The organism is Kribbella solani, from assembly GCF_014205295.1.
GTDB classification, from domain to species: Bacteria; Actinomycetota; Actinomycetes; order Propionibacteriales; family Kribbellaceae; genus Kribbella; species Kribbella solani.
This window is the reverse complement of record NZ_JACHNF010000001.1, coordinates 4,847,357-4,872,463: the sequence shown is the minus strand read 5'-3', so window position 1 is coordinate 4,872,463 and position 25,107 is coordinate 4,847,357. Positions and strand designations below refer to the sequence as shown.

The window sequence follows — 25,107 nt, the reverse complement described above, 5'->3', positions numbered from 1 at the left end:
TCTTATCCGGGGAGCTTCGAGTAGCGCGCCGCGCAGACGGTGCATGGTTCGAGTGAGGCGTGGTCTTGCCGCGGTACGAAGTAGACGCCACACAGCCCGCGGACCGCGCGACCTTCGATGGTGCGTCCGGCAAGATGCTCGCGGTGTGCGTAATGGCTGGTGGTTCCCGGCTGGGATACCGCCAGTTCGTTGAGGTCGATGAGCTTTGCGAGTTGGTCGACGCGGGCGGTCCAGAAACCTGGCTCGGCGATGTTCGAGTACGTGTCCTTGAAGCGGTCCCAGCCTTGTTCCGGCGGGTTGAGCGTGATCAGGGCTCGCACGCTCAGCTGCCAGAGCAACTCCGTGCCGGCGCACCCCAGGGCTGGGATGACTTCGAGGAGGATCTCGTCGGCCTCGTACCCGTCCTCGCGTACGGCGACGACGGCCAGGTCCAGTTCAGCGAGCGTTCCGCGCGTGCGTACCGGATGAGTGATCGCGCTTCGATGGTTCCCGCCGGCCTGGACGGCCCGAAGGGCTTCGAAAACCTGTCGCTGAACTCTGAGCTCCCATTCGGTCAGGAGGCGAGCCGCGGTCTCCCTCCGCAACAGACGGCGATCGTCGTCGGTCGGCAGCCAGCGGCTTGACGCTCCGGCGGTGTTCTCACGCTGGATTCGTCGGTAGAAGTCGTCTCGATCTTCGTGGCCACCCTTGGCGAGCCCGGCCACCAGCAACCAGCACACGCCTGTATCGGGATCTTCCCAGACGCCGCCGCGCCATTGTGAGTTCTTGATCTCCAACAGACGGAGCTCGGTCGAACTGGCGATCTGTCCGACGTAGTTGTCGTTGGATGCGTCGGCGCCGAACGACTCCGCTGCCTTGGCGATGATTGGGTGCGGCAACTCGCTCAATGGGTGGAGGTTGTCGTACTCGCCCTTGGCCAGCTCACGCGGGGCATAGGGCGAGGCCCAGTTGCTGGTGAGGTCCTCGACGAGAACGCGAAGGGTGGGACGGGCGCGACGGCTGTGCACCAGCCAATGATGCCCGTACGCCGGATGATGTCCGGAATCGGCCGGAATCACCCGATGAACGGACGCTCTGTTGTCGATATTGGCCGGTCGGCCCGGTGGTCAGAGCAGGTCGGCGATCTCGTTGGCCGCGTCGGCGGTGGTCTTGTGCTGATGCGCGAAACGCTCGGCGAGCTCGCTGCGATCACGGTCGCGCTGTGCGTCGAAGGCGGCCAGGTCGCGCAGCCGAATCCGGCGGTCCCGGCCAACGCGATGAGAGGCGATTTCGCCACGATCGAGCAGTTTGTACAGATGCGTACGGCTCATGCCGAGTCGCTCGGCGGCTTGAGTAGGTGTAACTGTCGCGGTGTTGTCGCCGACGATCAGCGCGTCGGCTTCGCGAGCGTAGTGGCTCAGACTCAAGAGGACAGCACGCAGCTCTGGTCCGGTCTCGGACTCGGCGAACTGCTCGAGTGCGTCCAGTTGCTCGGAGGGGATCTTGGCGGTCTCAAAGGTTTTCATAGCTGCCACCTGACAGGTGTCATAGATAGCTCAGATGTCACAGATGACTCTACCTGGGTGCTGTGAATGCTTCAAGACTTCAGGCCGAGGAGGTGGGTGCCGTTGTGGTGGCAGACGGCTCGGAGCCAGGGGTCGCCGAGGTTGAGGGACTCCAGGGCGGTGAGTTGGACGGCGTACTCGTAGGGGATGTTGGGGAAGTCGGTGCCGAGGACGATGCGGTCCTGGAGGTCGGCGAGGCGGGGGATCAGGTCGCGGGGGAAGGGGGCCATGGCCTCGACGAACGGGGTCAGGGCCATCGTGGTGTCGAGGTGGACGTTGGGGTACGACGTGAGGGCGAGGTGTTCGGCGTACTCGGGCATGCCCAGGTGGGCGATCACGGCGGTCAAACGGGGATGCCGGCGGAGGACCTCGCCGATCGGGCCGGGGCCGGTGTGGCGGCCGGGGATGGGGCCGGAGCCGCAGTGCACCACGACCGGGACCTGGGCTTCGGCGAGCTGACCCCAGACGTCGTCGAGTTCGCCGGAGCGCGGGTCGTAGTCGCCGACCTGGACGTGGACCTTGAAGATCCGCGTTCCCAGTTCGAGGGCTTCGCGTACGTACGAAGCGGCCGATGGTTCCGGGTAGAACGTGCCGCTGGTGACGCAACCCGGCGTGCCGGCGGCGAAGTCGCGGGCCCAGGAGTTCAAGGATGCGGCCATCCCGGGCTTGTGTGGATAGACCAGCGCCGGAAACGCCCGTACGCCCAACGCGTCAAGGGTCTTCAGCCGTTCCTCGACCGAGGTACGGTACGTGACCGGCCATTCCGTTCCGTAATGCTCCGCCGCCTGGTCGAAGTACGCCCAGACCGCGTTCATCACCCGGTCCGGCAGGAAATGCACATGCACGTCCACCAAACCGTCGAGCCCGAGTCGCCGCCACCATGCCGGTACTTCCGCGTCACGCACCCTACTAGCCTGCCTGATCCGCCAGCCACAGGTCGGTCAGGCCCTTGAAGTGGGCCAGGAACCGCTCCTGCTCGTGCGCCGGGTACGTGGCGGCGACCGTCTCGCGGAGCAGCCGTTCGAAGTCCGGGCCGGCCACCCAGTCGCGGACGCGGAGGTCGAAATCACCCAGGTACGAAGCGCACCACTCGTGGTACTTCGCGGTCTCGAAGTGCTCGTCCGCCAGCGCGAGGTACGCCTTGAGTTTGGTGTCGTAGTCGAGTGAGTCGTCGTCGGCGATCTCGAAGTACCGCTCCATCTTCAGGTCGACCGTGCTCCGCCGGCCGGTCGCCAGCGAGAACACCGACCATTTCACCAGTGCGCTGATCGCCCACGGGAAGTAGTAGTGCAGCGAGGTGAGGGCGACGTCCGGGCAGGCGTTGGCGTAGTCGATCGGGTGCACCGAGTCGCCCTTCACCAGCATCTCGCACGAGTTGAACTCCCAGCCGAAGAACGCGTTCACGATCCGGCTGATCGCGACCGCCTGGTGACCGGCCGACGGGGAGAGGAAGTCGTGCGAGACGGCGTACCGGTCGTGCATCGGCTCGTCCGGCCGGAAGTCCATCACCATCGTCTCGGCGCCGATCGACAGCGCGCGGGCGAACTTGTCGTACTCGATCGTGGCCTGCAGATGCATCAGCATCTCGCCGGACGCGTCGTACGCGCGGTGCAGGTCGTCGCGATCCCGGATCCGGGACACGCCACGCCAGCCACCGCCGTCGAACGGCTTCATGTACAGCGGGTACCCGAGCTCGTCGGCGATCGCGTCCAGATCGAACGGCCGGTTGTACGTCGCCGAGGTGTACGCCCAGCGCACGTTGTCGACCGGGTTCTTGTACGGCACGAGCACCGTCCGCGGGATCTTCAGACCGAGCCGGAGCATCGCGCAGTACGCCGAGTGCTTCTCCATCGACTGGAACGTGAACGGCGAGTTCAGCAGGTACGTACCGTTCATCAGCGCGGCCTTCTTCAGCCACTCGCGCGGGTGGTAGTACCAGTACGCGAGCCGGTCGATCACGAGCCCGACGCGGACCGGATCGTTCAGGTCGAACGGCTCGATGGTCAGCCGCCGGGAGCCGAACTCGTGCTCGTGCCCGTCGGCCAGCCGAACCGGCCCGACCCGCTGCAGCAACGCCTCGAACGCGCGCGGCCAGTCCTCTTCGGCGCCGAGCAACAACCCGATCAAATGCCTGGTGCGGTCAGCCACGAGATCTCCTTAGCAGAAGCGGGGTAGGTGGCGCGCAAGCTGCTGCCGCCACCAGGGCCAGTCGTGTGCTACGTCGTACCCCCACAGGTCCAGTTCATGAGGGATGCCTTGTTTCTCCAGTACGGCGGCGGTGGCGCGGGCCGACGGCAAGGAGCCGGTCGGATGCGTTTCCCAGTCGCCCTGACCGACCGTGAGCAGGATGAACAGCCGCTTGCGCAACCACTCCAGGTGCTCACCGGACAGGTTCGGCAGGTAGTCGGCCGGGTTGTTGAAGTACGTCGCGTCGCCGCGTTCGCCCCAGGCGTGCCAGCTGGCCGCGTCGTAGTTCCCGGACTGACAGATCGCGATCGGGAACAGATCGGAGCGCTTGAACGCGAAGTTCAGCGCGTGGTACGCCCCGAGGCTGCAGCCGGTGGTGATGATGTCGCGTACGCCGGGCGAGTCCGCCGCGATCTTCGGCACCACCTGGTTCACGATCCAGGACTCGTAGAACTCGTGCCGCCGGGCGCGTACCTCCAGCTGGATGCTGCGATCGGACCAACTGACGTGGTCGTAGGAGTCGACGCAGTACAGCTTCACCCGGCCGGCCTCGATCAGGTGCGCGACCGCGTCGACCATGCCGTTGTTCTCGTAGTCCCAGGCGCGCCCCTGCTCGCTCGGGAAGACCAGCACCGGGCGGCCGAAGTGCCCGTACCTGATCAGCGTGCCGCGGCGGTCAAGCCCCGGCGCCTCCAACTCGACCTGCACTCGTTCCATCCGCCCCACCCCAGGTCTGCCGCAGTAGTTCAGTGAGCTCAGGATCCAGTACATCCCGCCACGCTGTGAAGTTGTGCATGTCGGGGGTTTCGTTCAGCGTCACGGACAGCCCGAGTTCGGCGAGCCGGGCCGCGAGTACGCGGTTGTTGTGCACGTTCTCCTCGGTTGTCCCGGCCGTCATCCCGACCAGCGGCGTACTGGGTGCCGTGGTTGCCGTCAGCATCTCCGCGACGAAGCCGCTGACCTGGGCGAAGTACTCGAATCGGGACTCCTGCGGATCGGTCTCCGGTGTGAAGAACGACCCGGACTGCACGAACAGCCCGGCGAAGGTGCCCGGGTACTGCCACTCCGCGTGCAGTGCCGCCAGTGCGCCGAGGCTCGCGCCCATCATCACGGGCCGGCGGCTCGCGTACTGCCTCTGCACGGCTGGGACGACGTACTGCGTCAGGGCCTCGGCGTACTGGGGGTTAGCCGCGTACCAGAGGTTCCGTGAAGTCGGATGGACCAGGGCCAGCCGGAACGGAGGCAGGTTGCCGTCCGTGATCATCGCGCCGGCGTAGTGCGTCAGACCTGCGTACGCGGCGAACTCGGGCCCGTCGTGCGCGAGCAGCAACGGGAGCTCGAACGTCGGGGCGATGCCTTCCGGAGCCCAGATGTGTACGTCGACCGGTCCGACTGGGGAGTCGACCGTGAGCGGGGCGAGCGTGGACGCGATCGGAGGGACCGCGATCCACGCGGGCTCCACGTATCCCGGCATCGGGAGCCAGGAGTGGTCGCCGAATGCGCCGCCGACTACGCGTGGATTGGTTGGATCGGTCCGCATTCCGAGGTCGGCGATGTCGAACAGGTACTCCATCCGCCACACCGAGGGTCGGGGTAACCGCAACTCCCAGCCGAAGTCGACCGGCTTGAACTCCAGCACCTCGGCCGGCAACCCGAGCTCCTGCCACAACCGCACCCCGGCAAACGCATGCCCGGTGTCACCAAGGCGAAACACCACCTCAGCCCCTTCAACCCCGCTGGCTAACCCAACCACCAGCCCACGGTACCGCCGCACCCCGCCCCACAACGCCTCCCACCGCGACGCGCTGCTCGTCGCCGGCACCACCTTCCTTCCACCGCCCCAGTCACGTCTGCTGACGTCCGGTTACTCCTTCCACCACGCCCTGGTGCCGCTCAGATCCCGTTCGACGTTGGTGACGCAGTGGATCTCACCGCCCGCGGTGCCCACGTGATGCGCGAACTCCCAGTCCTCGATCCAGCGCACCCGAACCCCGGCCCGGCCCAGCGCCTGCTCCGTCGCCGACTCGAACACATCCCGCCCATTCCGCCGCGGCCCGTGCTGCCGCGGCGCGAGGTACGCCCCGGTCCCGGTGCTGACACCGTTCGCCGCGTCGGGCAGCGCGGTGACGGTGAGGTTGTCGCGCGGGTACCCCGCCGGGATCTCCAACCGCTTGAACAGGGCCGGCACGCGGACGATGTCACGCTCGGTGAGACCAGCCTGATCACGCAACTGCCGAAGCGCCTTCGCGACCCCGGCCGTCGCGATCCGGGTGCCGTCGACAAGTTCGGGCAGCCGAAGCGCCGCGCTGACAGTCAGTCCAGGATGATCGGTCTTCGCCGGGTCCACACCGCGTACGAGCGGATCGCCGCCGTGACCGGTCGCGTCCAGCCGTCGCAGGAGGCCCATACCCAAAGCAGGATCCGCCACGACCGCGGACCAGCCACGCGGCCCGTTCGACGGTACGAAGTGCAGGAACTCGTCCAGATGCCCGACCCCCAGCCAGGTCGTGTCGACCATGATCGGATCCTGGTACCCCTGTGCCGCCAGCATCCCGGTGAACCGCCCATCCGGAACAAACCTTCCCGCGCCGCCATACAGGATGCGCCCGAGCGGATTGTCGCGGTCAGGCGGAAGCGTGCCGAAGTTGCTGGCCGAGCTGGCCGAACCGTAGTACTGCAGGCTCTCCGGGTCGTTGGCGCGCTCAGGGTCGTACTCCTGAATGCCGGCGACGTCCGGACCGCGGAGCAACGTGAACACCGGTCGCGAAGCGTCACGCAGCGGGCGGTCCGGCGCCGGCGGCTGCGGCGGGATGCCCGGTGCGCGGAGGTTCACCGCCATCCGGTGCTCCTTTCCACCGGGCGCGGGCATCGACATGTACGCCGTCTTGTACATGTCGCCGAGCCATTGATCACCGCCCGCGGGCCAGCGTACGAAGGGCCGGGTCAGCCCTTCCGCGTCAAGCGCATTGCGCAGATCGCGTTCGTACGCGGCCTGGCCGGGCTTCTCCGTACCCGCGCCCTGCTGTCCTTCGAGCGTCGCCGGTGCCGCGGGATCGGCGACGACCACGCGCCGGAGCGGCATCGTGTCGTTCTCGAACAGCACCGGCGCCACCTGCAGCCGGAGCCGATCGGTTCGCGTACCCACCCGGAGCCGGAGCTCGGCCTGTCCGGACCACTCGGCGCGGTCGCGGACGATGTCGCGGGCCTCGACCGCCAGCCGGACCCCGTGCCGCAGCTCGGCCCGCGTCAGGGCGCCGTCGAGTACGACGAAACGGCCGGCCCGCTGGACGAAGACGCGAACCTTGTCCGGGCGGTCGACGGCGAGCGTACCGCCGGCGCTGTTCACGGTCGGCCGGATCTCGACCGGAGCCAGATCTTTCAGATCCTCGGGTCCGTTCACCACCTCGTCGGCGGCATCGTTGCAGGCGGCAAGTACTTCGTCGGACAGCCGGCGCGGACCCGAGCTGGTACAGCGGGACTGGTCGTCGTCAAGGTTGGCCATCATGATCGCCGGAGCGCGGCGGGCATCGTCGGCAGCGGTGAGGACACCGTCCCGGTTGGCGTCGGCGCGGAGCATTGGCGTGGATGTCGGCAGTGCACTCGCCGGCAGGGCGCCCGCTGACAGGGCGAGAGTGAGTACGGCGATGCGTACGATGCTGGCGTGGTGAGTCATGGCAGTCAGTCAACGGGGGTACGCCTGCCCGGCGCATCGGCTGAACGGCAGATCTCGGCGCGCTGGTTGTCGCCCATTCGGCAGAGACCGGATCTCGTTGCGGCAGTACTGGCTGCCGCGTCGCTGATCGGGACGATGTTCTATCGCGGGCCCGCGGACAACGGTACGGGCGCGTGGTGGCTGGCTGAGTTCGTCGTGTCGCTTGGTGTGGTCGGTGTACTGGCGCGGCGTGGTGCGTTGGCCGGTGGCGTCGCGCTGGTCGTGGCGATCGGGGCATCGCCGCTGCGGTTGACGCTGCACCTCGTACCGGCGGTGTCGGCGCGGGGCGTGGTGATCGGGTGCGCGCTCTGTGGTGGATTGGCGATTGTTGCTGCAGGCATCGGTTGGTACCTGCGGTCGATCGAGGTGCGGCGTACGCGCGCGGTGCTGGCCGCCCGCGAGACGCAGCGGCTGGAGCTCGCGCGGGACCTGCACGACTTCGTCGCCCACGACGTGAGCGGCATGGTGGTGCAGGCGCAGGCGGCGTTGCTGGTCACCGATCCGGTCGTCACGCAGGACGCGCTTCGGCGAATCGAGGCGGCCGGGTTGCGGGCGATGGAATCGATGGATCGGACCGTACAGCTGCTGCACGCGGCCGAGGCGCCGTACGGGTTCGCGGATCTGCGTGCACTCACCGAACGGTTCACCGCGCCGCGGGCGACGCTCGAACTGGCGGTGGACAGCGCGCCGGGGCCGATCGAGGCGACGGTGTACCGGGTGGTGGCGGAGGCGTTGACGAACGTCCGACGACACGCGCCCGGCGCGAGCACGGTGGAGGTGGTGGTGACACAAACCTCGACTGGCCTACGCCTGACCGTCACGGACGACGGCCCAGCCGCCCGGAAACCGAAGCGCGACGGGCACAGTGGACTGGGCCCAAGCGGCCGGCGCCGTGGGTCGACCGGTCTGAGCGGTCCGCGCGGTCAGCGCGGTGGTCTGAGCGGTCCGCGGGGTCGGCGTGGTGGACTGGGGTTGGTGGGTTTGGGTGAGCGGGTGGATGCGCTTGGGGGCGAGCTCACTGCTGGGCCTGTGGATGGGCGCGGCTGGCGGGTTGTGGCGGTGTTCCCGTGACCCGGGTGCTGATCGCGGACGACCAGGACGACGTACGCGGCGGGTACCGGATCATCCTCGACGCGCAGCCCGACCTCGACGTAGTTGGTGAGGCCGCGGACGGGGAGACCGCCGTCCGGCTGGCTCGGGAGTTGCGTCCGGACGTGGTGGTCGCGGATATCCGGATGCCACGGCTCGACGGCCTGGAGGTGACCCGGCAACTGGCCGGTCCCGGCGTACCGAACCCGCTCCGGGTCGTCGTGGTGACCACCTTCGACCTGGACGAGTACGTGTACACAGCGTTGCGCAACGGCGCCTGTGGTTTTCTCCTGAAGCGATCCGGTCCGGCGCTACTGGTCGAAGGCGTCCGCGCCGCCGTACGCGGGGATGCGTTGATCAGCCCGGACGTGACCGCCCGCCTGCTCCGCGAACTGACACCGCGGGCGCCTGGGCGTACGGCCAAGTCGCCACTGACCGACCGCGAGGAAGAGGTCATCCGCCTGGTCGCGCGCGGCCTCACCAACGCGGAGATCGCGGCCGAGCTGGTGATCAGCCCGGGTACGGCCAAGACGCATGTCGCGAACCTGCACACGAAGCTCGGCGTACGCAACCGGGTCGAACTCGCGGCCTGGGCCTGGCAGACCGGCCGGATGAAGAACGCTGACATCGCATGACAGGTATCGGGGATAGCCTGCTGTCGTGGTCGATCTAGAGGACATCCGGGCAGTAACGGCGGACCTCCCGCGCAGCTACGAGGTGCTGGTCCGGGACCGGATCAAGTTCCGCGTCGGTCAGATCGTGTACCTGTCGGTCGCGCCTGACGAACAGAGCATCGGCATCGGCTTCCCCCGCGAGGAACGTGCCGCCGCCCTGGCCGCCGAACCGGACAAGTTCTTCCCACCCCGCCCGTCCGACGAGCGCTACCAATGGATCCAGGTCCGGCTGGCGGCCCTCGACCTCACCGAACTCCGCGAACTGATCCTCGACGCCTGGTCGATGTGCGTCCCGAAGAAGGTCCGGGCGGAGTACTTCGGCGACAGCTGATCACGCGGCGCTCACGGGCTGCTGCCGCGGTGGTACGGACAGCAGCTAAGGTGTGGCCCTTCGACCGCACGCGCCCGGACGCCTTCCGCCATGGGTGTGGTTGCCGAGGCGAGGAGCTGGGGGACATGGCCGACGAACGTCGCCCGCCGCAGGGGTTCGACCGGCTGGTCAGTGAGCTGGCAGCCGTGTACCGGCGGCGCAGCCTGACCCGACGGCGCGGTCTGTCGTGGAAGTCGGGGCGCCTGCTGCCGCCCCGACGGTACCTGCGGGACGAGGCGCTGCCGATCTTCGCCTGTGTCGAGGACCCACTCGACCTCGGTACCCGGGACCGGACCGCGAAGCCGGGGCAGCACGCGCTTCCGGTGGTGCTGGCCTTGCTCGCCGACCACCTCAAGCCCGCGGGCGAGTCCGCGCCGCAACGACAGGTGCCCCACGCCGTCGTACCGCTGGAGGACAAGTCGCCGGCGGATGGGCCGGACACGGCCTTGAAGGAGGTGTCGTTCGACGACCTCGGCGAGCTGGTGAAGCTGCTCGATCGGGCAACCGTGGGCCTGAACGTGAGTCTGGCCGGTGGCTACGATTTCGCGCGCTACGACCTGGTCCGCTGGCTGATGCGGGCGTCGTTCCCGGATCCCAAGCCGCGGCGGCGTACGCAACTGCGCCGGGCGTTGTACCGCCGAGCGGTGGGTGGAGACGGCGAGGGCGCGGAAGGGCTCTGGGCGAAGCTGCAGGACCAGCTGCCGGGCTGGCTCCAGGTCCTCTCGCTCTGGCTGATCCCCGCGTTCTTCTGGCTGCGGCACAGCGGCCGGGTGCCGTTGATCAGTGGCCCGTACCGCTGGCTGCGCGGTCAGTCGTACGTCCCGCGCGGGGACGACGGGGTCTTCGACCTCGCGCTGCGGCTCACCGCGGACCATTGGGAGGAGCAGGATCCGGAATGGCTGGCCGGGTTGCTGGTCGGCGCGTTCCTTGAGGATCTGCGCTCCGGATTCCGCCCGGCGGTGTGGATCGGTCGGTACCGGGCGACGCATCCGATCCTGATGGTCGGGCCGATCAGCCGGACCAACGGTGGCTACCTGCTCGTACGCATGGTGGCCGCCGTACGCAACGACACCCAACGGTTCGACCCGCTGCTGCTGGTCACGGCCGGGCGGAAGGTGCCGCCGCTCGCGGGTGAACCGGAGTCGAGCCCGAGCGAGAGCCTGGCCGAGTGGCGGGCCCGGCAACATCGCGAGAGCCTGCGCCGCCGGATCGGCGCGTGGCTGTTGATCTTCTCGATCGGCTCGCCGCGGACCGCCCGGCGGCCGCGCCGGAATGCGCGGCCCGCCACGCAGCTCGAGCTGCCGGACCGGCTGGAGAACGTGCCAGGTCCGCTGCTGCGTAAGCCACGTGGCCGGTGGCCGGCCCTTGCGCTCGTACTGATGCTGATCGCGGGCAGCTACCTCGGGCTCGGCGTACTGCAGGACCGCCGCCACTGTGGCGGTGGCGAACTCAGCTGGCAGTTGTACGAATCCGCGACCGCGACCGTGACCAAGGTCGACGGGGACTGCGTCGGAGTCACCGATGGGACCAACGCGCTGCTGTTCCCGAGCCAGTCGTTCGCGCCGGTGCGGGCGAAGATCCTGGAGCAGAACAAGCGGGCCGCGGAGCTCAGCCGGGCCCAGCCCGAGCGGCCGGTGGCCACGCTGATCTTCATGGCATCGGCCGACGACCGATCGCTGGACGCCGGGGTCTTCACCGCCGAGCGCGAACAGCTCGCCGGCCTGGCCGTGGCGCAGGCGGTCCAGCTCAACAAGCCGCAGCAACGGTACGAGCCGATCCTGCGGGTGCTGATCGCGAACGCCGGACCGCGCTTCAAGCACGCCGCCCGGGTCGCGGAGCAGATCGGCCGGCTCGCGGCCGGCGACCCGACCATCGTGGCGGTGGTCGGAATGACCGAGAGCCGGCGGTCCACCGCGGAGATGATCCAGCGGCTGGCCGCGGCCGGACTGCCGACCGTCGCGGCCACCCTGACCGCCGACTCGATGGTCGACGTCAGCCGGATGTACCTGCAGATCAGCCCGCTGAACCGGCGCGAGGCAGCGGTCGCCGCGGCGCACGTCCGGAACCTGCTGGCGACCGGCAAAGACCCGTTCGGGCGTCCGCTCGCCCGGCGGGCGACCGTGTACAAGTCGGACGATCCCAATGACACGTACAGCCAGAACCTGGCCAAGGACGTGCAGCTCGAGCTGACCGCGGCCGGCGTACCGGTGGCGCTGAAGTCGTACAGTCCCAGCGGCACGGAGCTGGATGCGAACCGGGCCGGGCGGGACGCCTGCGACCGGCGCGGGATAGTGTTCTTCGCCGGTCGCGGCCAGGTCGACTTCGAGTCGTTCCTGGGCGGCGTACAGGACCGGTGCCGGACCAACGCGCCGTACATCCTGGCCGGCGACGACGTCACCAAATGGGCCGCCGACAGGTCGGTGAGCGCGCGGAACCGGTCAGTCGACTTCCAGTACCTGGCACTCAGCCTGGCGCCGGACCTGCTGGCCGACGCGCCCCCGGAGTCGAGCGACTTCTACGGGCGGCTGGCCGACCTGTTCCCGTACGAGACGACCGATCGCGGGCGCAGCCTCGACGGGCACGCCGCGCTCAGCTACGACGCCGCGTACTCCGTGGTGCTCGCCGTCAGCTACTTACGCCGGGACAGCATCGCAGTGAACGGCGGCACGGTCTGGTCCGCGCTGCAGTCGATCACGGACGCGGCCGGCGCGCAGCGTGCGTACCAGGGCGTTACCGGGCGGATCGACTACGGCGGCAGCGTCCTGCGCCGGGTGCCGGTGAACAAGCCCGTCGCCGTGGTCACCTTCCAGCACGGACGGCCGGTGCCGACGGCGACGGTGGTCTGTGGTGCCCGGGCGGGTTCGCCGGCGTGGTGTCCGGTCGACGCCGCTCCCAACTAGCTGAAGGTCGGGGCTGCGGGCAACGGAGTCATCCTCAGGTAGTACTGAAGAACCGTCCTGACGGCCGATGGGCGGCGGCGGTTCGCGAGGGACTCTTGAAGTATGACCGGGGACTTTCTACCTCGACGCCGGCAGGCGTCGACGCTCAGCCAGGCTTTGACCGTGGGGATTCTGCTTGCCGTGGGGGCGGTCGGGCTCTGGTTGTTCCTCTAGTGTCCCGTCAGCGATGTAGCTTGACGGGACACTAGGAGTCCCACCGCACGTCGGCTTCGCCGGGCCGGACCACCCCGGCCTCGTACGCGACGACCACCGCCTGGACGCGGCTGGACAGGCCGAGTTTGGACAGCACCGAACTCACGTGCGTCTTGACGGTGGTTTCGCTGACGAAGAGTTTCGTGGCCAGATCACGGTTCGACAGACCGCGGGCCATCCAGACCAGGATTTCGCGCTCGCGTTCGCTCAGTTGGCCGAGCAGCCCCGCCCAGCGGGCGTCGGGCGGGGCGGCCGCCGTTGTTGCCGTACCGCCGACCTGCCGCTCCAACTCCATGCAGCGCTCCAGTAGGACGCGGGTGGATGCGGGGTCGACGAGTGAGTCGCCGCGGTAGACCGCGCGTACGGCCGAGACGAGCAGATCCGGGTCGGTGTCCTTCAGGAGGAATCCGGATGCTCCGGCGCGGACGGCAGCCAGTACGTACGCCTCGTCGTCGAAGGTGGTGAGGACAAGCACGGCCGGCCGCGCACGACCGGATTCGCGCTTGGCGGCGGTAATGCGCTCGGTCGCGACCAGCCCGTCCATCACCGGCATCCGGATGTCCATCAAGACGACATCGGGGTCGTACTCATCGATCAGCCGCAACGCCTCGGCCCCGTTCTCCGCTTGCCCGACCGTGGTCAGATCAGCTTCATGATCCAAAATCATCGCCAACCCCATCCGAATCACCCCCTGGTCATCCACAACCAAAACCCGGATCGCCCCACCATCCGTACCAGCAACTCCACCAGCCCCGACGGTTCCGGGGGTGGCGGCAGTCACACCGGTTCCGGCGGTTCCGGGGGTGGCGGCAGTCACACCGGTTCCGGCGGTTCCGGGGGTGGCGGCAGTTCCACTGGTTCCGGCGGTTCCGGGGGTGGCGGCAGTTCCACTGGTTCCGGCGGTTCCGGGGGTGGCGGCAGTTCCACTGGTTCCGGCGGTTCCGGGGGTGGCGGCTGCTCCACTGGCTCCGGCGGTTCCGGGGGTGGCGGCGCCTGCAGTTGTAGTAGGTGTGCCGGCGGAGGGGCCGGGGTGGTTCGGGGTGTTCAGTTCTGCGGCGGTAGCCATGCTTGTACTCTCCATCCACCCAGGGGGCCGGCCGCGACGGCGAGGGTGCCGCCGACCGCTGTGGCCCGTTCCCGCATCCCGATCAGTCCGTTGCCGCGGCCGCTCTCGCTCCGCCGGGCGGTTTCCAGCACGTTCACCGGCGGCGGCCCGCCGGTCCCGTTGTCGTCGATGGTGAGCAGCTCACCCTGCGGTCCACTCTGCCAGGTCACCCGCGCCGCACTCGCCTTCGCGTGCACCATCACGTTCGTCAACGCCTCCTGGATGATGCGTACGGCGGTCAGATCGGTCGCCGTCGTCAACTGCCGCTGCCGCGGTGGCAGCTCCATCGCGACGTCGATCCCGACCGCCTTCAACCGCTCACCCATCCGCGCCACATCCGCCAAATCCGGCACCGGCGCCCGCCCACCCCCAGAATCCGCCCGCCCACCCGCAACCCCACCGACCGCAACCCCACCGACCGCAACCCCACCGGCCGCAACCCCACCCGCCGCAAACCCGTTCCCGTTCGTCCCACCCGAGCCGCCCACGCCGTTCATCCCGTCCGCGCCCCACTCGGCCGGCGCAGTACCCCCAACACCGCCCCCGCCAGCCCCACCCGCGCCAGCCCCACCCGCGCCAGCCCCACCCGCGCCAGCCCCACCCGCGCTCGCAGCACCGCCTGCGCCAGCAGCACCGCCCGCGCCAGCAGCACCGCCTGCGCCAGCAGCACCGCCTGCGCCAGCAGCACCGCCCGCGCCAGCACCGCCTGCGCCCGCAGCACCGTTCGTCCCGCCGGCGCCTCCAGTGCCGCCTGCACCGCCCGCCCCGCCCGCGCCGTTCGTCCCGCCCGTGCCGTCTGGTCCGTTGCCGGGGGAGGCGGTGTTCAGTACTCGTACTGTTTCTCTCATCGCCGTCAGGGCTTCCTTGCCGCTGGTGATGATCCAGCGGATCGCCTCCCGCAGTACCTCCGGTCGCTGGTCCGCGACCCGATCGGCTGCCTGTGCCCGGATCACCACCGCGCTGACGTGATGCGAGATCACGTCGTGCAGGTCCCGCGCGATCCGGGTGCGTTCGGCGACCACGGCCCGCTCGGCCTCGACCGCGCGCAGCCGGACCAGCTCCGCGTTCCGCTGTTCGAGCAGCGCGACCGACTTCCGGCGCCGCCGCGAATCCGCGCCGAGCAGCACCATCCCACAGATCAGTGCCTCCGCGAACACGAACAGTGACACATCGATGTAGCTGTACAGACTGCCGATGTTCCGCGGCAAGCTCTGGTACCGGTCGCCGCGGAGCACGTCCCGGTTCACATGGCTGAGCACGATCGCGACCACGGTCGGCAGTCCGATCATCAGCGCGGCCAGGCTGCCCATGGTGAAGAACAGACAGGTGAAGCGGCGTACGCCCGCCGACGCCGCGAGATAGCCGACCACGAGCAGCGGGACGAGATGGATCTCCGACTGCAGCGCGGCGTCACTGATCTCCGGCTGACCGAAGATCGTCAGACCGAGCTGCGCGGCCAGCCCGGTGCCGACCGCCGCGTACATGAACGGGTACAGCACCGAGACGACAACCAGCATGGACCGCGGAATCCGCCGTACGAACGCGACCGTGCCGACCAGAAACACCCCGGTCACGACCGACACGGCCGGGTTGTGCGGCCGCAGCCCGGTGCCGTTGATCAGGTTCAGTGACACGAACCAGACCAGCCCGATGACCGCGGCGAGCAGCAGGTCCTGCTGCCCCTGCGACAATCGACGCCAGATTCCCACCACCTCAGTGACCCCTCGACGCTGTGGCTCGGCGCTGCTCGCGCCCAGGCACGCACCTCCCGGCACTGGACGAGCGCCCACGATGCTCCGCATCGAGGCCACTCGCCCAGCACCGTGATGCACGCACCTGAACACGAGCATCACTCGAGCCACAGCGTCGAGGGGTCACTCGCCCAGCGTAGTCAGTTCCTGTTTCCCCAAGCTTCATCTGCGCGGACGGGTGTGCTCTCCAACTTTTGGAGGAGGCGCGGCGTCCGAACTGATACTCAGGGGCTACTTGTGGTGGGCAAGGACGGTCCCTGGGACCGATGCGCCGTACGAAACGATCCGAGAGGCTGTACCCCATGACTCTGCACATGCCACGACTCCGTCGCGGCGGGTCATGGGGCTGTGCCTCCCGGCCTTCCCTCGTCACTCCAGTCGCTTTGCTCCCTCCACTCCTCAGTCCAGGCCGGGAGGCCCCATGACCAGCCCCCTGCCGCCACGTCGTCGAGGCATGGCGCGGAGCCGATTGCTGGGTGTGATCGGTGTGGCCGGGGTGGGTTTGGTGGGCGGATCGCTGCTGCTCTGGCACGCGCAGCTCGGGGAGTTCCTCGGGCTGGCCGCGGACAAGGAGCCGGTGGTGTCGACGGTGGGTGCGCCCGCGGTTGGCGAGCCACCCGCGAGTACACCGGCCACCAGGGCGCCGAAGCCGACCCCCAAGCCGACGCGTACGCCGTCCACGTCGCCGAAGACGACCGAGAAATCGGAGCAGACCGAGACCACGGAGAAGCCGGCGGTGCGTGAGGAAAGCATCGAAGGCCTGTCGCCGAAGCTCCGGTCGCGGCTGAAGAAGGCGATCACGGCCGCGGACCGGGACGGCGTGACGATCCGGATCACCTCCGCGCGCCGTACCTCTACCAAGCAGCAGCGGCTGTTCAACGAGGCACTCCAGCAGTACGGCTCGTACAAGGTCGCGACGCGCTGGGTGCTGCCGCCGAAGTACTCCGCGCACGTGCAGGGCAAGGCCGTGGACATCGGCCCGACGGCCGCGATGACGTGGCTGAACCAGAACGGCTGGCGGTACGGCGTGTGCCGCCGGTACGACAACGAACCATGGCACTTCGAGGCGCTCTCCGCGCCCGGCAAGAAGTGCCCGCCGCGCGAACCGCACGCGGTGGCCAAGTCAGACTGAACAAGGGGGATTTCCGATATGACCATGACATACGCCCAGCCGCTGACCCGGCGCTACACCCGCGCCCGGCTCGCCGTCCCCAGCCTGTGGCGGCAGGTGATCCGTACCGGCGACAAGGGAGAGCACACGACGGCGCGGGAGCCGGACCGGTCCGCCCAAACCCAGCTGGAGATCTACGACGGCATCCTCACCGCCTTCGAACGCCGCGACGAGGTGTCCGAGGTGCTGCGGGCGTCGGCGGATCGGGAGACCGCCGTACGCCGACTGCGCGCCGAGTTCACCCTCAGCCACCTACAGGCGACCGCACTACTGGACCTACCCCTAACCACCGAGTGCCGAGACCGAATCGCCCGCCGAGCCGAAGAACTCCGCACCGCCCTACACCGCTGAACCCACACCCGACTTGCACCGGGTGATCTCTCACCCGGCGCAAGTCCACGCGGCGAGCGGAACCACTCGGGGCCGGTGCTTGGGAGAAGGCCGATGGTGCGCTGGGGAGACGTGGGCCGCGATCACGCGCGCGGGGGTCTTCCCGGCCGAGTTCATCGCTGCTCCTGGATCGCGGCCGGTAGGGCTGGCGGATGCCTGTGCGACAAGCGCGTACTGGGCGGGCGGTAGCCGAAACCTGCGGATGAGCCGAAACCTGCAGCGGGAGCCGGTAGATCCGATGCGAGCTGCATCCTCCTGCGTGCGCAGCGCCCCCGGCGGCAGCCGGAAGATCCGGTACGAGGTGCAACCTCCGCCGCGAGCCGCAGCCCCGGCGGGAGCCGAAATCCCCGGCGGGAGCCGGGGAGTGGCAGCGGTAGCTGGGAGGGATGTGCCGGCGCTGAGCCGGGGTTGGGTGGGTAGCGCGCGGGGTGGATGCGTTGAGGAGCGGACCGACGAGGTTAGCGGCCGCGGAGCACGCGGGGTGTAGTACGCGGTGGAGCATGTGCGCGGCGCGCCGTGGGGCTGCGGGGGTTTGGGGGTGTGGGGAGGATGGGGGTGTGATCACGATCGAGCAGGCTGGGCGGCTGCGTAAGGCTGGGGTGTTGTGGAATCCGGTGGCCGGGGATCGTTTTGTTGTGCCGGACCGGGACATGGACGAGGACGTGTTCGTGGTGAGCGACATGACCGTCGAGGTGCACGACTACCAGGGCAGTAAGGTGATCGGCTTCAACGGCACCACTGAATGGGCCTTGGACAGCATCGAGCAGCGTGAGGTGATCTGGCTGCCGCGTGAGGAGCAGTTGCGTACGCTCCTCGGCCCGCACTTCCGCGCCCTGGAAACGGTCCCCGACGGGTTCCGCGTCGTCCTGCTCGACACCACCCACACCGCACCAGACGCCGAGCAGGCGTACGCGGACGCAGTCATCCACCTACTCGGCGCCTGACAACACAGTTCAGGGCGTGGTCTGGCGCCAGTACTGCTTCTTGTCTTTGTCCTTGACCGTGTAGCCGAGTTTTGTTGCCTCGGCTCGTAGGTCTCGGAGGTCTGCTTTGCCTTTGTCGCCGTCGTCGAAAGCCCGGGCTCGTACCTTGAGGACGGCGTTCACGGCGGGTGGTAGTTCTGGGTCGTCCTCGATCCAGCGCCGGAACGCCGACTCGTGCGGATCGCCTGCCTCGGACCACGCGTACCCGTGGGCGCGGAATGCCGCCGGGATCTTCTTCGCCTGGGACTTCAGTTCGTCGTGCTTCTCCCGGACCAGTTCCCGCGACGTCGAGTCCTGGAGGACGATCTCCTTCCCGTCCAGGAAGGCAACCGACACCTTCTCCCGCGGCACCTTCACTGTCTTCTGCTTCTTCAGGAACTCGACCGACTGGTTGGTGATCGTCACCTTCAGGATGTCTTCGAGCGCGATCGCGGCCAGCAGCAGTCCGCCGAGCAGGCCGAGCACCACGCAGATCACCACGACCCACCAGCTGTCCCACTCGGCGATCAGCTTCAGCGGCCCCTGGAACGGTACCCATTGCCGCCCGGACGCCCAGTGCGCGATCCGCGGCAGGAAGAACCCGACCACCAGTCCGCCCAGCGGCAGCCCGCCGAACAGAATCAGCTTGTCACCGGCCGAGTGCCCGATCACGGTGCGCTCCGGTGTGCCAGACATCGAACCCATGATCCGAACGTAGCGTCACCGACCCGGAACTTTGGTATCGATGCAGCGAACCGAAGGACTGGACGTACACCTGTACGTACCCGGCCGGCGCACGCTCAGCCGGTCCGGTCCGCGGGCCATCGGGCCTACCACTACCTGTCGCTAGGTACGGTGCAAAGGTGACTGACGGAATCGAGCCGGCGTTGGACCCAGCGAACGCCGCTCCGGTTCGGGTGGCTTCTGAGTCGCTCAAGCAGGTGGCCGCGGTTCGTACGAGCGCGCTGGAGGCGCTCGCGGCGGGGCGGGCGGTTTACGGCGTGAACACCGGGATGGGGAATCTCAGCAAGGTCCGGTTGAGCGACGACGAGCAACGCGTACATCAACGTAATCTGCTTCTGGGTCGGGCTGTTGGCGGTCCGCCCTGGCTCGCGCCCGACGAGGCCCGCGCGGTGCTGATCGGCCGGCTCCGGACCTTTCTCACCGGGGATGCGGCGGTCTCGGTCGGCCTGGTTCAGCAGTTGGTTGCCTTGATCAACAGTGGCCACACTCCGGCGATCCCCGAAGAAGGCGCGGGTTCGGCCGGGGAGATCATCCCCCTCGCGCACGCGATGGCTCCGCTGATCGGGGAAGGTTGGCTTCTCGCCAAAGATTCGGAAGTGGTTTCCGCGGCCGGGCTGCTGCCGCCGTTCGAGCTCGGGGTGAAGGAAGGGATCGCCTTGCTGGCCGGGATCCCTGGAGCTACCGGTCGCGCCGCGCTGCAGGTCGCGCGGGTCCGCAAGCTGGCCGATCGGTTGACGGCGGTAGCGGCCGCGGGGATCGCGGTGATCGGCGCGAACCGCGACCCGTACCACCCGCTCGCCGGCCGTGGTGACGACGTACTGGCCGACGAGCTGACCCGCCTTCGCGAACTGACCGGCCCAGAAGACAACCCGCGGAGTCTCCAAGCGCCTGTCTCGTTCCGCGTCGCCGGGCAGGTGATCGCGCACGTACGCCGCGCGACCCAGCACCTCGACGACGCTGTCCAACGCGCTTTCGACGGCGTATCCGACTCACCGGCCTACCTCGACGGAGAATTCGTCGGCACCGCGGGATTCCACGGCATCGACCTCACCGCCCACTGCGACCAACTGACCGTCGCGCTGGCCCACGCGGCGGAAGTCTCCGCGGCTCGCCTCCACCGCCTGCTCGACCCGGCCGTCACCGGCCTCACTGCCCAGCTGGCCCGCGATCCAGGACCACAGGCCGGCCTGGTCGCCGTCCACAAACGCGCCGTCGCGACCACCCACCAGCTCCGCCGTCTGACGTTGCCTACAGCAATCAATACCGTTGAGACGTCCAACGGTCAGGAGGACGTCCAGACCTTCTCCTGGGAAGCCGTCGGTAACCTCGCCGAAGCGATCCGGCTGACCCGCGAGACGACCGCCTGCGAACTCCTCGCCGTACGCCAAGCCGTCGCCCTGTCAGGCCGCCAACTCCCAGGAGCATTGCAGGGCTTGATGGACGAGGTCGACGCCGTCGTGCCCCCGATCGACGCCGACCGCCCGTTCGGTGCCGACCTGACCAACCTGCTCCGCGACGTGCTCTAACCGGCCAGCGCGTCCTTCAGTATGGGTACGAGTTTGGGCAGCGCGTACTTGATCCCGAGCGGCCCACCGATCGACATCGCGCTGGAGAACTCACCGCTCGGCGTCAGCGTGTTGATCACCGGCGCGCCACCCCAGTACGCGACATGTCCCGCCTTCACCGCAGGCAGTGCGTTTAACAGCTTGTCCTTCACAACGGCCGGGTCCAGCTTGCCTGAACTGTCCAGCGCGGCCAGGAAGATCAGGTCGGCGTTCAGCTTGGGCGTCAGCTCAGGCGAGATCTTCACGTAGAAGTCGCCGTTCTCCATCGCGTCGATCCGCGGGTTGGTCTTGAAGCCGAGCGCGGTCAGCAGCCGCATCCGTGGGTCGGACGGCAGCCACGCGTTCATGCTGTCGGCGGAGTACACCCCGGCGGTGATGACCTTTCCGGCGAACTCCGGGTTCGCCTTCGCCGTGTCGGTGAGCAGCGCCTCGGTGTCCTTGACGACCTGTTCGCCCACGCTCGTCGTACCGGTCGCTCTCGCGATCTCACGGACCTGGTCCTGCCAGCTCACCCCGTACACGTTCTTCGTACTGGCCGGTGCCGCGATCGTCGGCGCGATCGCGTTCAGCGTCTCGTACTCCAACTTGTCGTTCTTGGTGTTCACGTACAAGATCAGATCCGGCCGCAGCGCGGCGATCTCCTCGTACTTTGGCTCGCCGGCGTTGATCAGTTTCGGCGGCGTACGCTCGCTGAGCGCGGCTTTCACCCAACCTCGGAGTTGCGGGTTTCCGAACCAGTCGGCGCCCGCGACGGGTACGACGCCGAGCGCGATCGACGCCTCGAGGTCACCGCCGCCGAGCGTCACCACCCGCTCGGGTTTCGCCTTCACCGTGGTCGAGCCGAACAGGTGGTCGATCGTGACCGGGAAACCCGCGCCGGTGCTCGCGGCGGAGTTCTGGGTGTCGTCCTGGCCGCACGCGGTCAGGCCCGCGCCCAGGGCGAGGACGGCGATCGCGGCGGCCGTGACGGACCGGATGCGGGACAAGACCATGGCGGTGGTTCCTCCGAACAGGCGGCTGATTTAGGTAAGCCTAACCTGACTCGTCGCCGTTACATTGCAGGTTTGTCGAAAAGCCGGCACGACCCGCCCGTCGCCGGCAAGCAGCAAGTAGCCTGCCCTCGGCTGTGTCGTTGCCCTGGGTGAGAGTCCCGGCGAAGTGGAGGCATCTGATGAAGCGGTTCGTCGTTCCGCCGAACTGGCCGACCCCGCCTGGGCGCAGCTGGGTGCCGCCGAAGACGTGGCGGCCCGACCCGTCCTGGCCGCCGGCGCCGGAGGGCTGGCGGTTCTGGGTCGACGGCAAGGGCAACCCGGTCCGCGGCCCGTTCGGTCAGTACGGCGCACCGTCCCGCCGAGTCGTGTACGCCGGTGCGGGCGCGCTCGTACTGTTCCTCGGAATCAACGTCTGGGCGGCGTCCACGATCGGCCTGTTCGACGGCAAGTCAGATGACACCGCCGCCGTGAAGCTGGCCGGCGCGACACCAAGTCCGGGCCCGGCGAGCACTTCGTCGGCAGTCGCGCCTGTGGTGCCGCCGTCCATCGTGCTTCCGCCCGAGCTGGTGCACTCCGTTCCGATGCCGACGCTGGCGCCCACCGTCCCACCCGCCGCCCGGCCGACCCGGCCGCCGGCGCACCGGCCGACCTCAACGCGAACGTCCCAAGCCACCCGTCCGAAGGCGACCCGCACAACCACGACGGAGCGCGAGAAACCGGCCGCTCGCCCGACCCGCCGTCCGACCGTGCGCCCGACCGCACGTCCGACTGCACGTCCGACGACACGTCCGACTGGGTACCCGACGATGGATCCGTCGACCCGCGCGGAGCTGATGCGTCAGTACTGCATCGACCGCGGCATCGACCCGTCCTACTGCGACCCGAACCGCTGGCAGACGCCGAACTAGCACGATGTATCAGACGATGTTCCGCTCGGCACGGACCTGAGCGGACCGGAAGCGGTCGGCGCTGAGCGGACCGATGTCGACCGGCGGCGTACGGCCGAGGTACAGGTCGCGGATCGTCTCGCCGACCGCGGGGCCCTGCAGAAAACCGTGCCCGGAGAAGCCGGTGGCGTACAGAAAGCGCTTCGGATCCGCTTCGCCGATCAGCGCGTTGTGGTCCGGCGTCACCTCGTACAAACCGGCCCAGCCGCCGGTCAAACCCACGTCCAGCAGGCCGGGTGCCCGCAGCGTCATCGCGTTGGTCAGCCGTGGAATCCACGTGTCGGTGCGCGTGACGTCGAAACCAGGGACCTCGTCCGGATCGGACATGCCGACCAGCAGGCCGGGACCTTCGCGATGGAAATAGAACGTGCTGCCGAAGTCGATCGTCATCGGCAGGCCGGCCGGCAGGTCGGGAATCGCTTCGGTCACGACGATCTGGCGTCGCAGCGGTGTCACCGGGAGGTCGACGCCGACCATCGCACCGATCCGCGCCGACCAGGCGCCGGCCGCACAGATGATCGTGCTGGTACGGATCGTGCCGCGGCTGGTCCGGATCGCGGCACGCTGGTTGCCTGCAGCATCGATCTCCAGCACCTCGCAGCCGGTGATCAGCCGAGCCCCGAGCCGGCGGGCGGCGGTCGCGTAGCCGAGGACCACGGACTCGGGCGTGCAATGCCCGCCGGTCGGTGAGAAACAGGCGCCGGCCAACCCTTCCGGGGAAATGATCGGTGCAAGCGCGACCGCTTCGTCGACGTCGATCATCCGCGTCGGCTGACCGAGCGAGTTCTGCACTCGGGTGCTCTCGCGGAACAGTTCCAGCTGTTCGGCCGTCTCCAGCAAGAAGAGGTACCCGACCGTGTGCAGGTCGATTTCCTGCCCTGGGCGGACGCGGAACCGCGCGAACGCCTCCAGGCTGCGCGCCCCGAGCGCGATGTTCACCGCGTCGGAGAAGTTGGCCCGCACCCCGCCGGCCGCCTTGCAGGTAGAACCCGAGCCGAGCTCGTTCATCTCGACCAGTACGACCCGCTCGACGCCGGCCTCGGCGAGATGGAACGCGATACTGGTCCCCATCACGCCGCCGCCGACGATCACCACGTCAGCGGCCTCCGGCAAAGGCGATCGAGGCAGCGGCGAAGGCGATCGCGGCGGGCCGGACATCACGGCAGCTCGTACGAGAGGTCCGCCTCCACTATTCCGGTATCCAGCTGGGCCTTCTGCAGCTTGCCCGAGTAGTCCCAGTTCATCGACTGCCAGCGGGTGAACTGATCCAGCACCCAGATGCCGCTCTGCCGCGACCCGTTGCCGGACTTCCCGTTCCCACCGAACGGCAGATGCGCCTCGGCGCCGGAGGTCGAGTTGTTCACACTCACCATCCCGGCCGAGATCCCCTGCGCGAACCGGAACGCCTTGGTCGGCTCCGTGGTGTAGATCGAGCTCGACAACCCGTACCCAGACTCGTTGCCGAGCGCAATCGCTTCGTCGAGCTCGGTGTACGCGGTGACGCCGACGACCGGGCCGAAGGTCTCGTTCCGGAACAGTTCGTCTTCCGGCCGGACGCCGGCCACGATCGTCGGGTGGTAGTACAACCCGGCGGCCGGATCACCGACGAACCCGGCGCGCGGATTGTCCGCCGTGACCCGTCCGGTCGCGCCGATCACCTGGTGGTGCGCCGCGATCCAGCCCAGCGACTTCTCGAAACCGGCGGCGAACTTCTCGTCCAGCAACGGCCCGAGCAGCACGTCCTTGGTCGGATCGCCCATCGCCGCGTCGGCGGTCGCCCGGGCGAAACGGGTCAGGAACTCGTCGTACACCGACTGTTGGACGATTGTCGTACCCAGCGAGGTGCAGCGCTGGCCGGCCGTACCGAAGCCGGAGAAGAGCGCGCCCTCGACGGCCAGGTCCAGGTTCGCGTCCTCGGTGATGACCATCGGGTTCTTGCCGCCGAGCTCCAGACAGGGCGTCTGCAGGTGCCGGCCGCACAGCTCGCCGATCCGGGTCCCGACCGCGCTCGATCCGGTGAAGCCGACCTTGTTCACCAGGCCGGCCTGAAGTGCCTGTTCGAGGCCGGCGAAGGTGTCCGGCCCGTCCGCGTACACGACGTTGAAGACCCCGGCCGGTACGCCCGAGTGCGCGAAGATCTCGTAGAACGCGTCCGACACGACAGCCGAGTACTCGGCCGGCTTCCAGACCACGGTGTTGCCGCAGAGCAGCGCGGGCACGATGTACCAGGACGGGACCGCGACCGGGAAGTTGCCGGCCGTGATCACCGCGACCGTGCCGACCGGCCGGCGGAACGTGAACAGCTGCTTGTCCGGCATCTCCGACGGGACGGTCTGCCCGTACAACCGGCGGCCCTCGCCGAGGAAGAAGTCGCAGGTGTCGATGATCTCCTGAACCTCGCCGCGAGCCTCGGCGATCGGCTTCCCGATCTCCTGGGTGACGAGGGCCGCGAGTCGTTCCTTGTTGGCGGTCATCAGCCGGCCGACGTTCGAGATCACCTGACCGCGCTGCGGCGCCGGGGTCGCGGCCCAGCCCGGCTGTGCGGTCCGGGCCGCCTCGGCCGCCCGGACGAACACCTCGGGTCCCGCGCTGCCGACGGTCCCGACGACTTCGGTCAACCGGGCCGGGTTGGTCGACGGCGTCCGCCGGACCACGTCCGCAATTCGTGTCCCACCGACCACTGACACCACGTCACCAGGCATCCGGACCCTCTCGTCGTCGTAGGTTTCCAACCCTAGAGCGCGTCCGGTGA

Annotated in this window: 22 protein-coding genes; 9 read left to right on the top strand and 13 right to left on the bottom strand. The window is 68.6% G+C overall.

Going from position 1 to position 25,107, the window contains the following annotated elements:
- Nucleotides 1-2 precede the first annotated feature (2 nt).
- The 7 genes from HDA44_RS38650 to HDA44_RS22170 form a co-directional block, all read right to left on the bottom strand.
- The gene (locus HDA44_RS38650; RefSeq protein ID WP_184837391.1) at nucleotides 3-1,007 is read right to left on the bottom strand and encodes a DUF3039 domain-containing protein; all 1,005 of its coding nucleotides are present in this window, start codon (nucleotides 1,005-1,007) and stop codon (nucleotides 3-5) included.
- Between the two features lie 99 nt (nucleotides 1,008-1,106).
- Nucleotides 1,107-1,505, bottom strand: a complete 399-nt coding sequence (locus HDA44_RS22195) for an excisionase family DNA-binding protein (protein ID WP_184837389.1) — start codon at nucleotides 1,503-1,505, stop codon at nucleotides 1,107-1,109.
- A gap of 71 nt (nucleotides 1,506-1,576) precedes the next feature.
- Nucleotides 1,577-2,449, bottom strand: a complete 873-nt coding sequence (locus HDA44_RS22190; protein ID WP_184837386.1) for an amidohydrolase family protein — start codon at nucleotides 2,447-2,449, stop codon at nucleotides 1,577-1,579.
- A 4-nt stretch (nucleotides 2,450-2,453) separates the two neighbouring features.
- The gene (locus HDA44_RS22185) at nucleotides 2,454-3,692 is read right to left on the bottom strand and encodes an ATP-grasp domain-containing protein (protein WP_184837384.1); all 1,239 of its coding nucleotides are present in this window, start codon (nucleotides 3,690-3,692) and stop codon (nucleotides 2,454-2,456) included.
- A 9-nt stretch (nucleotides 3,693-3,701) separates the two neighbouring features.
- Entirely contained in the window at nucleotides 3,702-4,448 is a 747-nt protein-coding gene (locus HDA44_RS22180) for an esterase family protein (RefSeq protein WP_184837382.1), read from the bottom strand.
- Complete coding sequence (locus HDA44_RS22175) at nucleotides 4,408-5,448, bottom strand: alpha/beta hydrolase (RefSeq protein ID WP_337906247.1); 1,041 nt, start codon at nucleotides 5,446-5,448, stop codon at nucleotides 4,408-4,410. The genes HDA44_RS22180 and HDA44_RS22175 overlap by 41 nt, the downstream gene beginning before the upstream one ends.
- Nucleotides 5,449-5,595: 147 nt before the next feature.
- On the bottom strand, nucleotides 5,596-7,404 hold the full coding sequence (locus HDA44_RS22170; RefSeq protein ID WP_184837380.1) for a protein-arginine deiminase family protein: 1,809 nt from the start codon (nucleotides 7,402-7,404) through the stop codon (nucleotides 5,596-5,598).
- On the opposite strand from HDA44_RS22170, the gene HDA44_RS38185 reads away from it, so the two are divergent.
- From HDA44_RS38185 to HDA44_RS22150, 4 genes are all read left to right on the top strand, one after another.
- A complete protein-coding gene (locus HDA44_RS38185; RefSeq protein WP_202887495.1) occupies nucleotides 7,393-8,514 on the top strand; it encodes an ATP-binding protein in 1,122 nt (373 codons plus the stop codon). The two genes, HDA44_RS22170 and HDA44_RS38185, sit on opposite strands and share 12 nt — an antisense overlap.
- Entirely contained in the window at nucleotides 8,511-9,167 is a 657-nt protein-coding gene (locus HDA44_RS22160) for a response regulator (protein ID WP_184837378.1), read from the top strand. Before HDA44_RS38185 ends, HDA44_RS22160 begins: the two co-directional genes overlap by 4 nt.
- Nucleotides 9,168-9,192: 25 nt before the next feature.
- Nucleotides 9,193-9,537, top strand: coding sequence for an MmcQ/YjbR family DNA-binding protein (locus HDA44_RS22155; protein WP_184837376.1), 345 nt, complete (start codon nucleotides 9,193-9,195; stop codon nucleotides 9,535-9,537).
- A 125-nt stretch (nucleotides 9,538-9,662) separates the two neighbouring features.
- Complete coding sequence (locus HDA44_RS22150; RefSeq protein ID WP_184837373.1) at nucleotides 9,663-12,476, top strand: type 1 periplasmic-binding domain-containing protein; 2,814 nt, start codon at nucleotides 9,663-9,665, stop codon at nucleotides 12,474-12,476.
- A gap of 244 nt (nucleotides 12,477-12,720) precedes the next feature.
- Here HDA44_RS22150 and HDA44_RS22145 read toward each other — a convergent pair whose 3' ends face one another.
- Entirely contained in the window at nucleotides 12,721-13,446 is a 726-nt protein-coding gene (locus tag HDA44_RS22145; RefSeq protein WP_319038537.1) for a response regulator transcription factor, read from the bottom strand.
- A 326-nt stretch (nucleotides 13,447-13,772) separates the two neighbouring features.
- On the bottom strand, nucleotides 13,773-15,542 hold the full coding sequence (locus tag HDA44_RS37455) for a sensor histidine kinase (RefSeq protein ID WP_337906245.1): 1,770 nt from the start codon (nucleotides 15,540-15,542) through the stop codon (nucleotides 13,773-13,775).
- A 463-nt stretch (nucleotides 15,543-16,005) separates the two neighbouring features.
- Here HDA44_RS37455 and HDA44_RS22130 point away from each other — a divergent pair, with 463 nt between their 5' ends.
- The 3 genes from HDA44_RS22130 (at nucleotide 16,006) to HDA44_RS22120 (ending at nucleotide 18,089) form a co-directional block, all read left to right on the top strand.
- Entirely contained in the window at nucleotides 16,006-16,716 is a 711-nt protein-coding gene (locus HDA44_RS22130) for a M15 family metallopeptidase (protein ID WP_184837368.1), read from the top strand.
- 18 nt (nucleotides 16,717-16,734) lie between these two features.
- Nucleotides 16,735-17,106 (top strand): hypothetical protein, encoded by a 372-nt coding sequence (locus HDA44_RS22125; RefSeq protein WP_184837366.1) that lies wholly within the window; start codon nucleotides 16,735-16,737, stop codon nucleotides 17,104-17,106.
- Nucleotides 17,107-17,702: 596 nt separating this feature from the next.
- The gene (locus tag HDA44_RS22120; protein ID WP_184837364.1) at nucleotides 17,703-18,089 is read left to right on the top strand and encodes a pilus assembly protein CpaE; all 387 of its coding nucleotides are present in this window, start codon (nucleotides 17,703-17,705) and stop codon (nucleotides 18,087-18,089) included.
- Nucleotides 18,090-18,098: 9 nt separating this feature from the next.
- On the opposite strand, the gene HDA44_RS22115 is transcribed toward HDA44_RS22120, so the two are convergent.
- Complete coding sequence (locus HDA44_RS22115) at nucleotides 18,099-18,812, bottom strand: YqeB family protein (RefSeq protein WP_184837362.1); 714 nt, start codon at nucleotides 18,810-18,812, stop codon at nucleotides 18,099-18,101.
- A 158-nt stretch (nucleotides 18,813-18,970) separates the two neighbouring features.
- On the opposite strand from HDA44_RS22115, the gene HDA44_RS22110 reads away from it, so the two are divergent.
- Nucleotides 18,971-20,377 (top strand): aromatic amino acid lyase, encoded by a 1,407-nt coding sequence (locus tag HDA44_RS22110; protein WP_184837361.1) that lies wholly within the window; start codon nucleotides 18,971-18,973, stop codon nucleotides 20,375-20,377.
- Here HDA44_RS22110 and HDA44_RS22105 read toward each other — a convergent pair.
- Complete coding sequence (locus tag HDA44_RS22105; RefSeq protein ID WP_184837359.1) at nucleotides 20,374-21,408, bottom strand: iron-siderophore ABC transporter substrate-binding protein; 1,035 nt, start codon at nucleotides 21,406-21,408, stop codon at nucleotides 20,374-20,376. The genes HDA44_RS22110 and HDA44_RS22105 overlap by 4 nt on opposite strands.
- Nucleotides 21,409-21,587: 179 nt before the next feature.
- Here HDA44_RS22105 and HDA44_RS22100 point away from each other — a divergent pair, with 179 nt between their 5' ends.
- Nucleotides 21,588-22,316: a PT domain-containing protein gene (locus HDA44_RS22100; protein ID WP_184837357.1), complete on the top strand. Its 729-nt coding sequence runs from the start codon at nucleotides 21,588-21,590 to the stop codon at nucleotides 22,314-22,316.
- A gap of 9 nt (nucleotides 22,317-22,325) precedes the next feature.
- Here HDA44_RS22100 and HDA44_RS22095 read toward each other — a convergent pair whose 3' ends face one another.
- The gene (locus tag HDA44_RS22095; RefSeq protein ID WP_184837355.1) at nucleotides 22,326-23,513 is read right to left on the bottom strand and encodes an NAD(P)/FAD-dependent oxidoreductase; all 1,188 of its coding nucleotides are present in this window, start codon (nucleotides 23,511-23,513) and stop codon (nucleotides 22,326-22,328) included.
- On the bottom strand, nucleotides 23,513-25,087 hold the full coding sequence (locus HDA44_RS22090; RefSeq protein ID WP_238352514.1) for an aldehyde dehydrogenase family protein: 1,575 nt from the start codon (nucleotides 25,085-25,087) through the stop codon (nucleotides 23,513-23,515). Before HDA44_RS22090 ends, HDA44_RS22095 begins: the two co-directional genes overlap by 1 nt.
- Nucleotides 25,088-25,107: the final 20 nt, after the last annotated feature.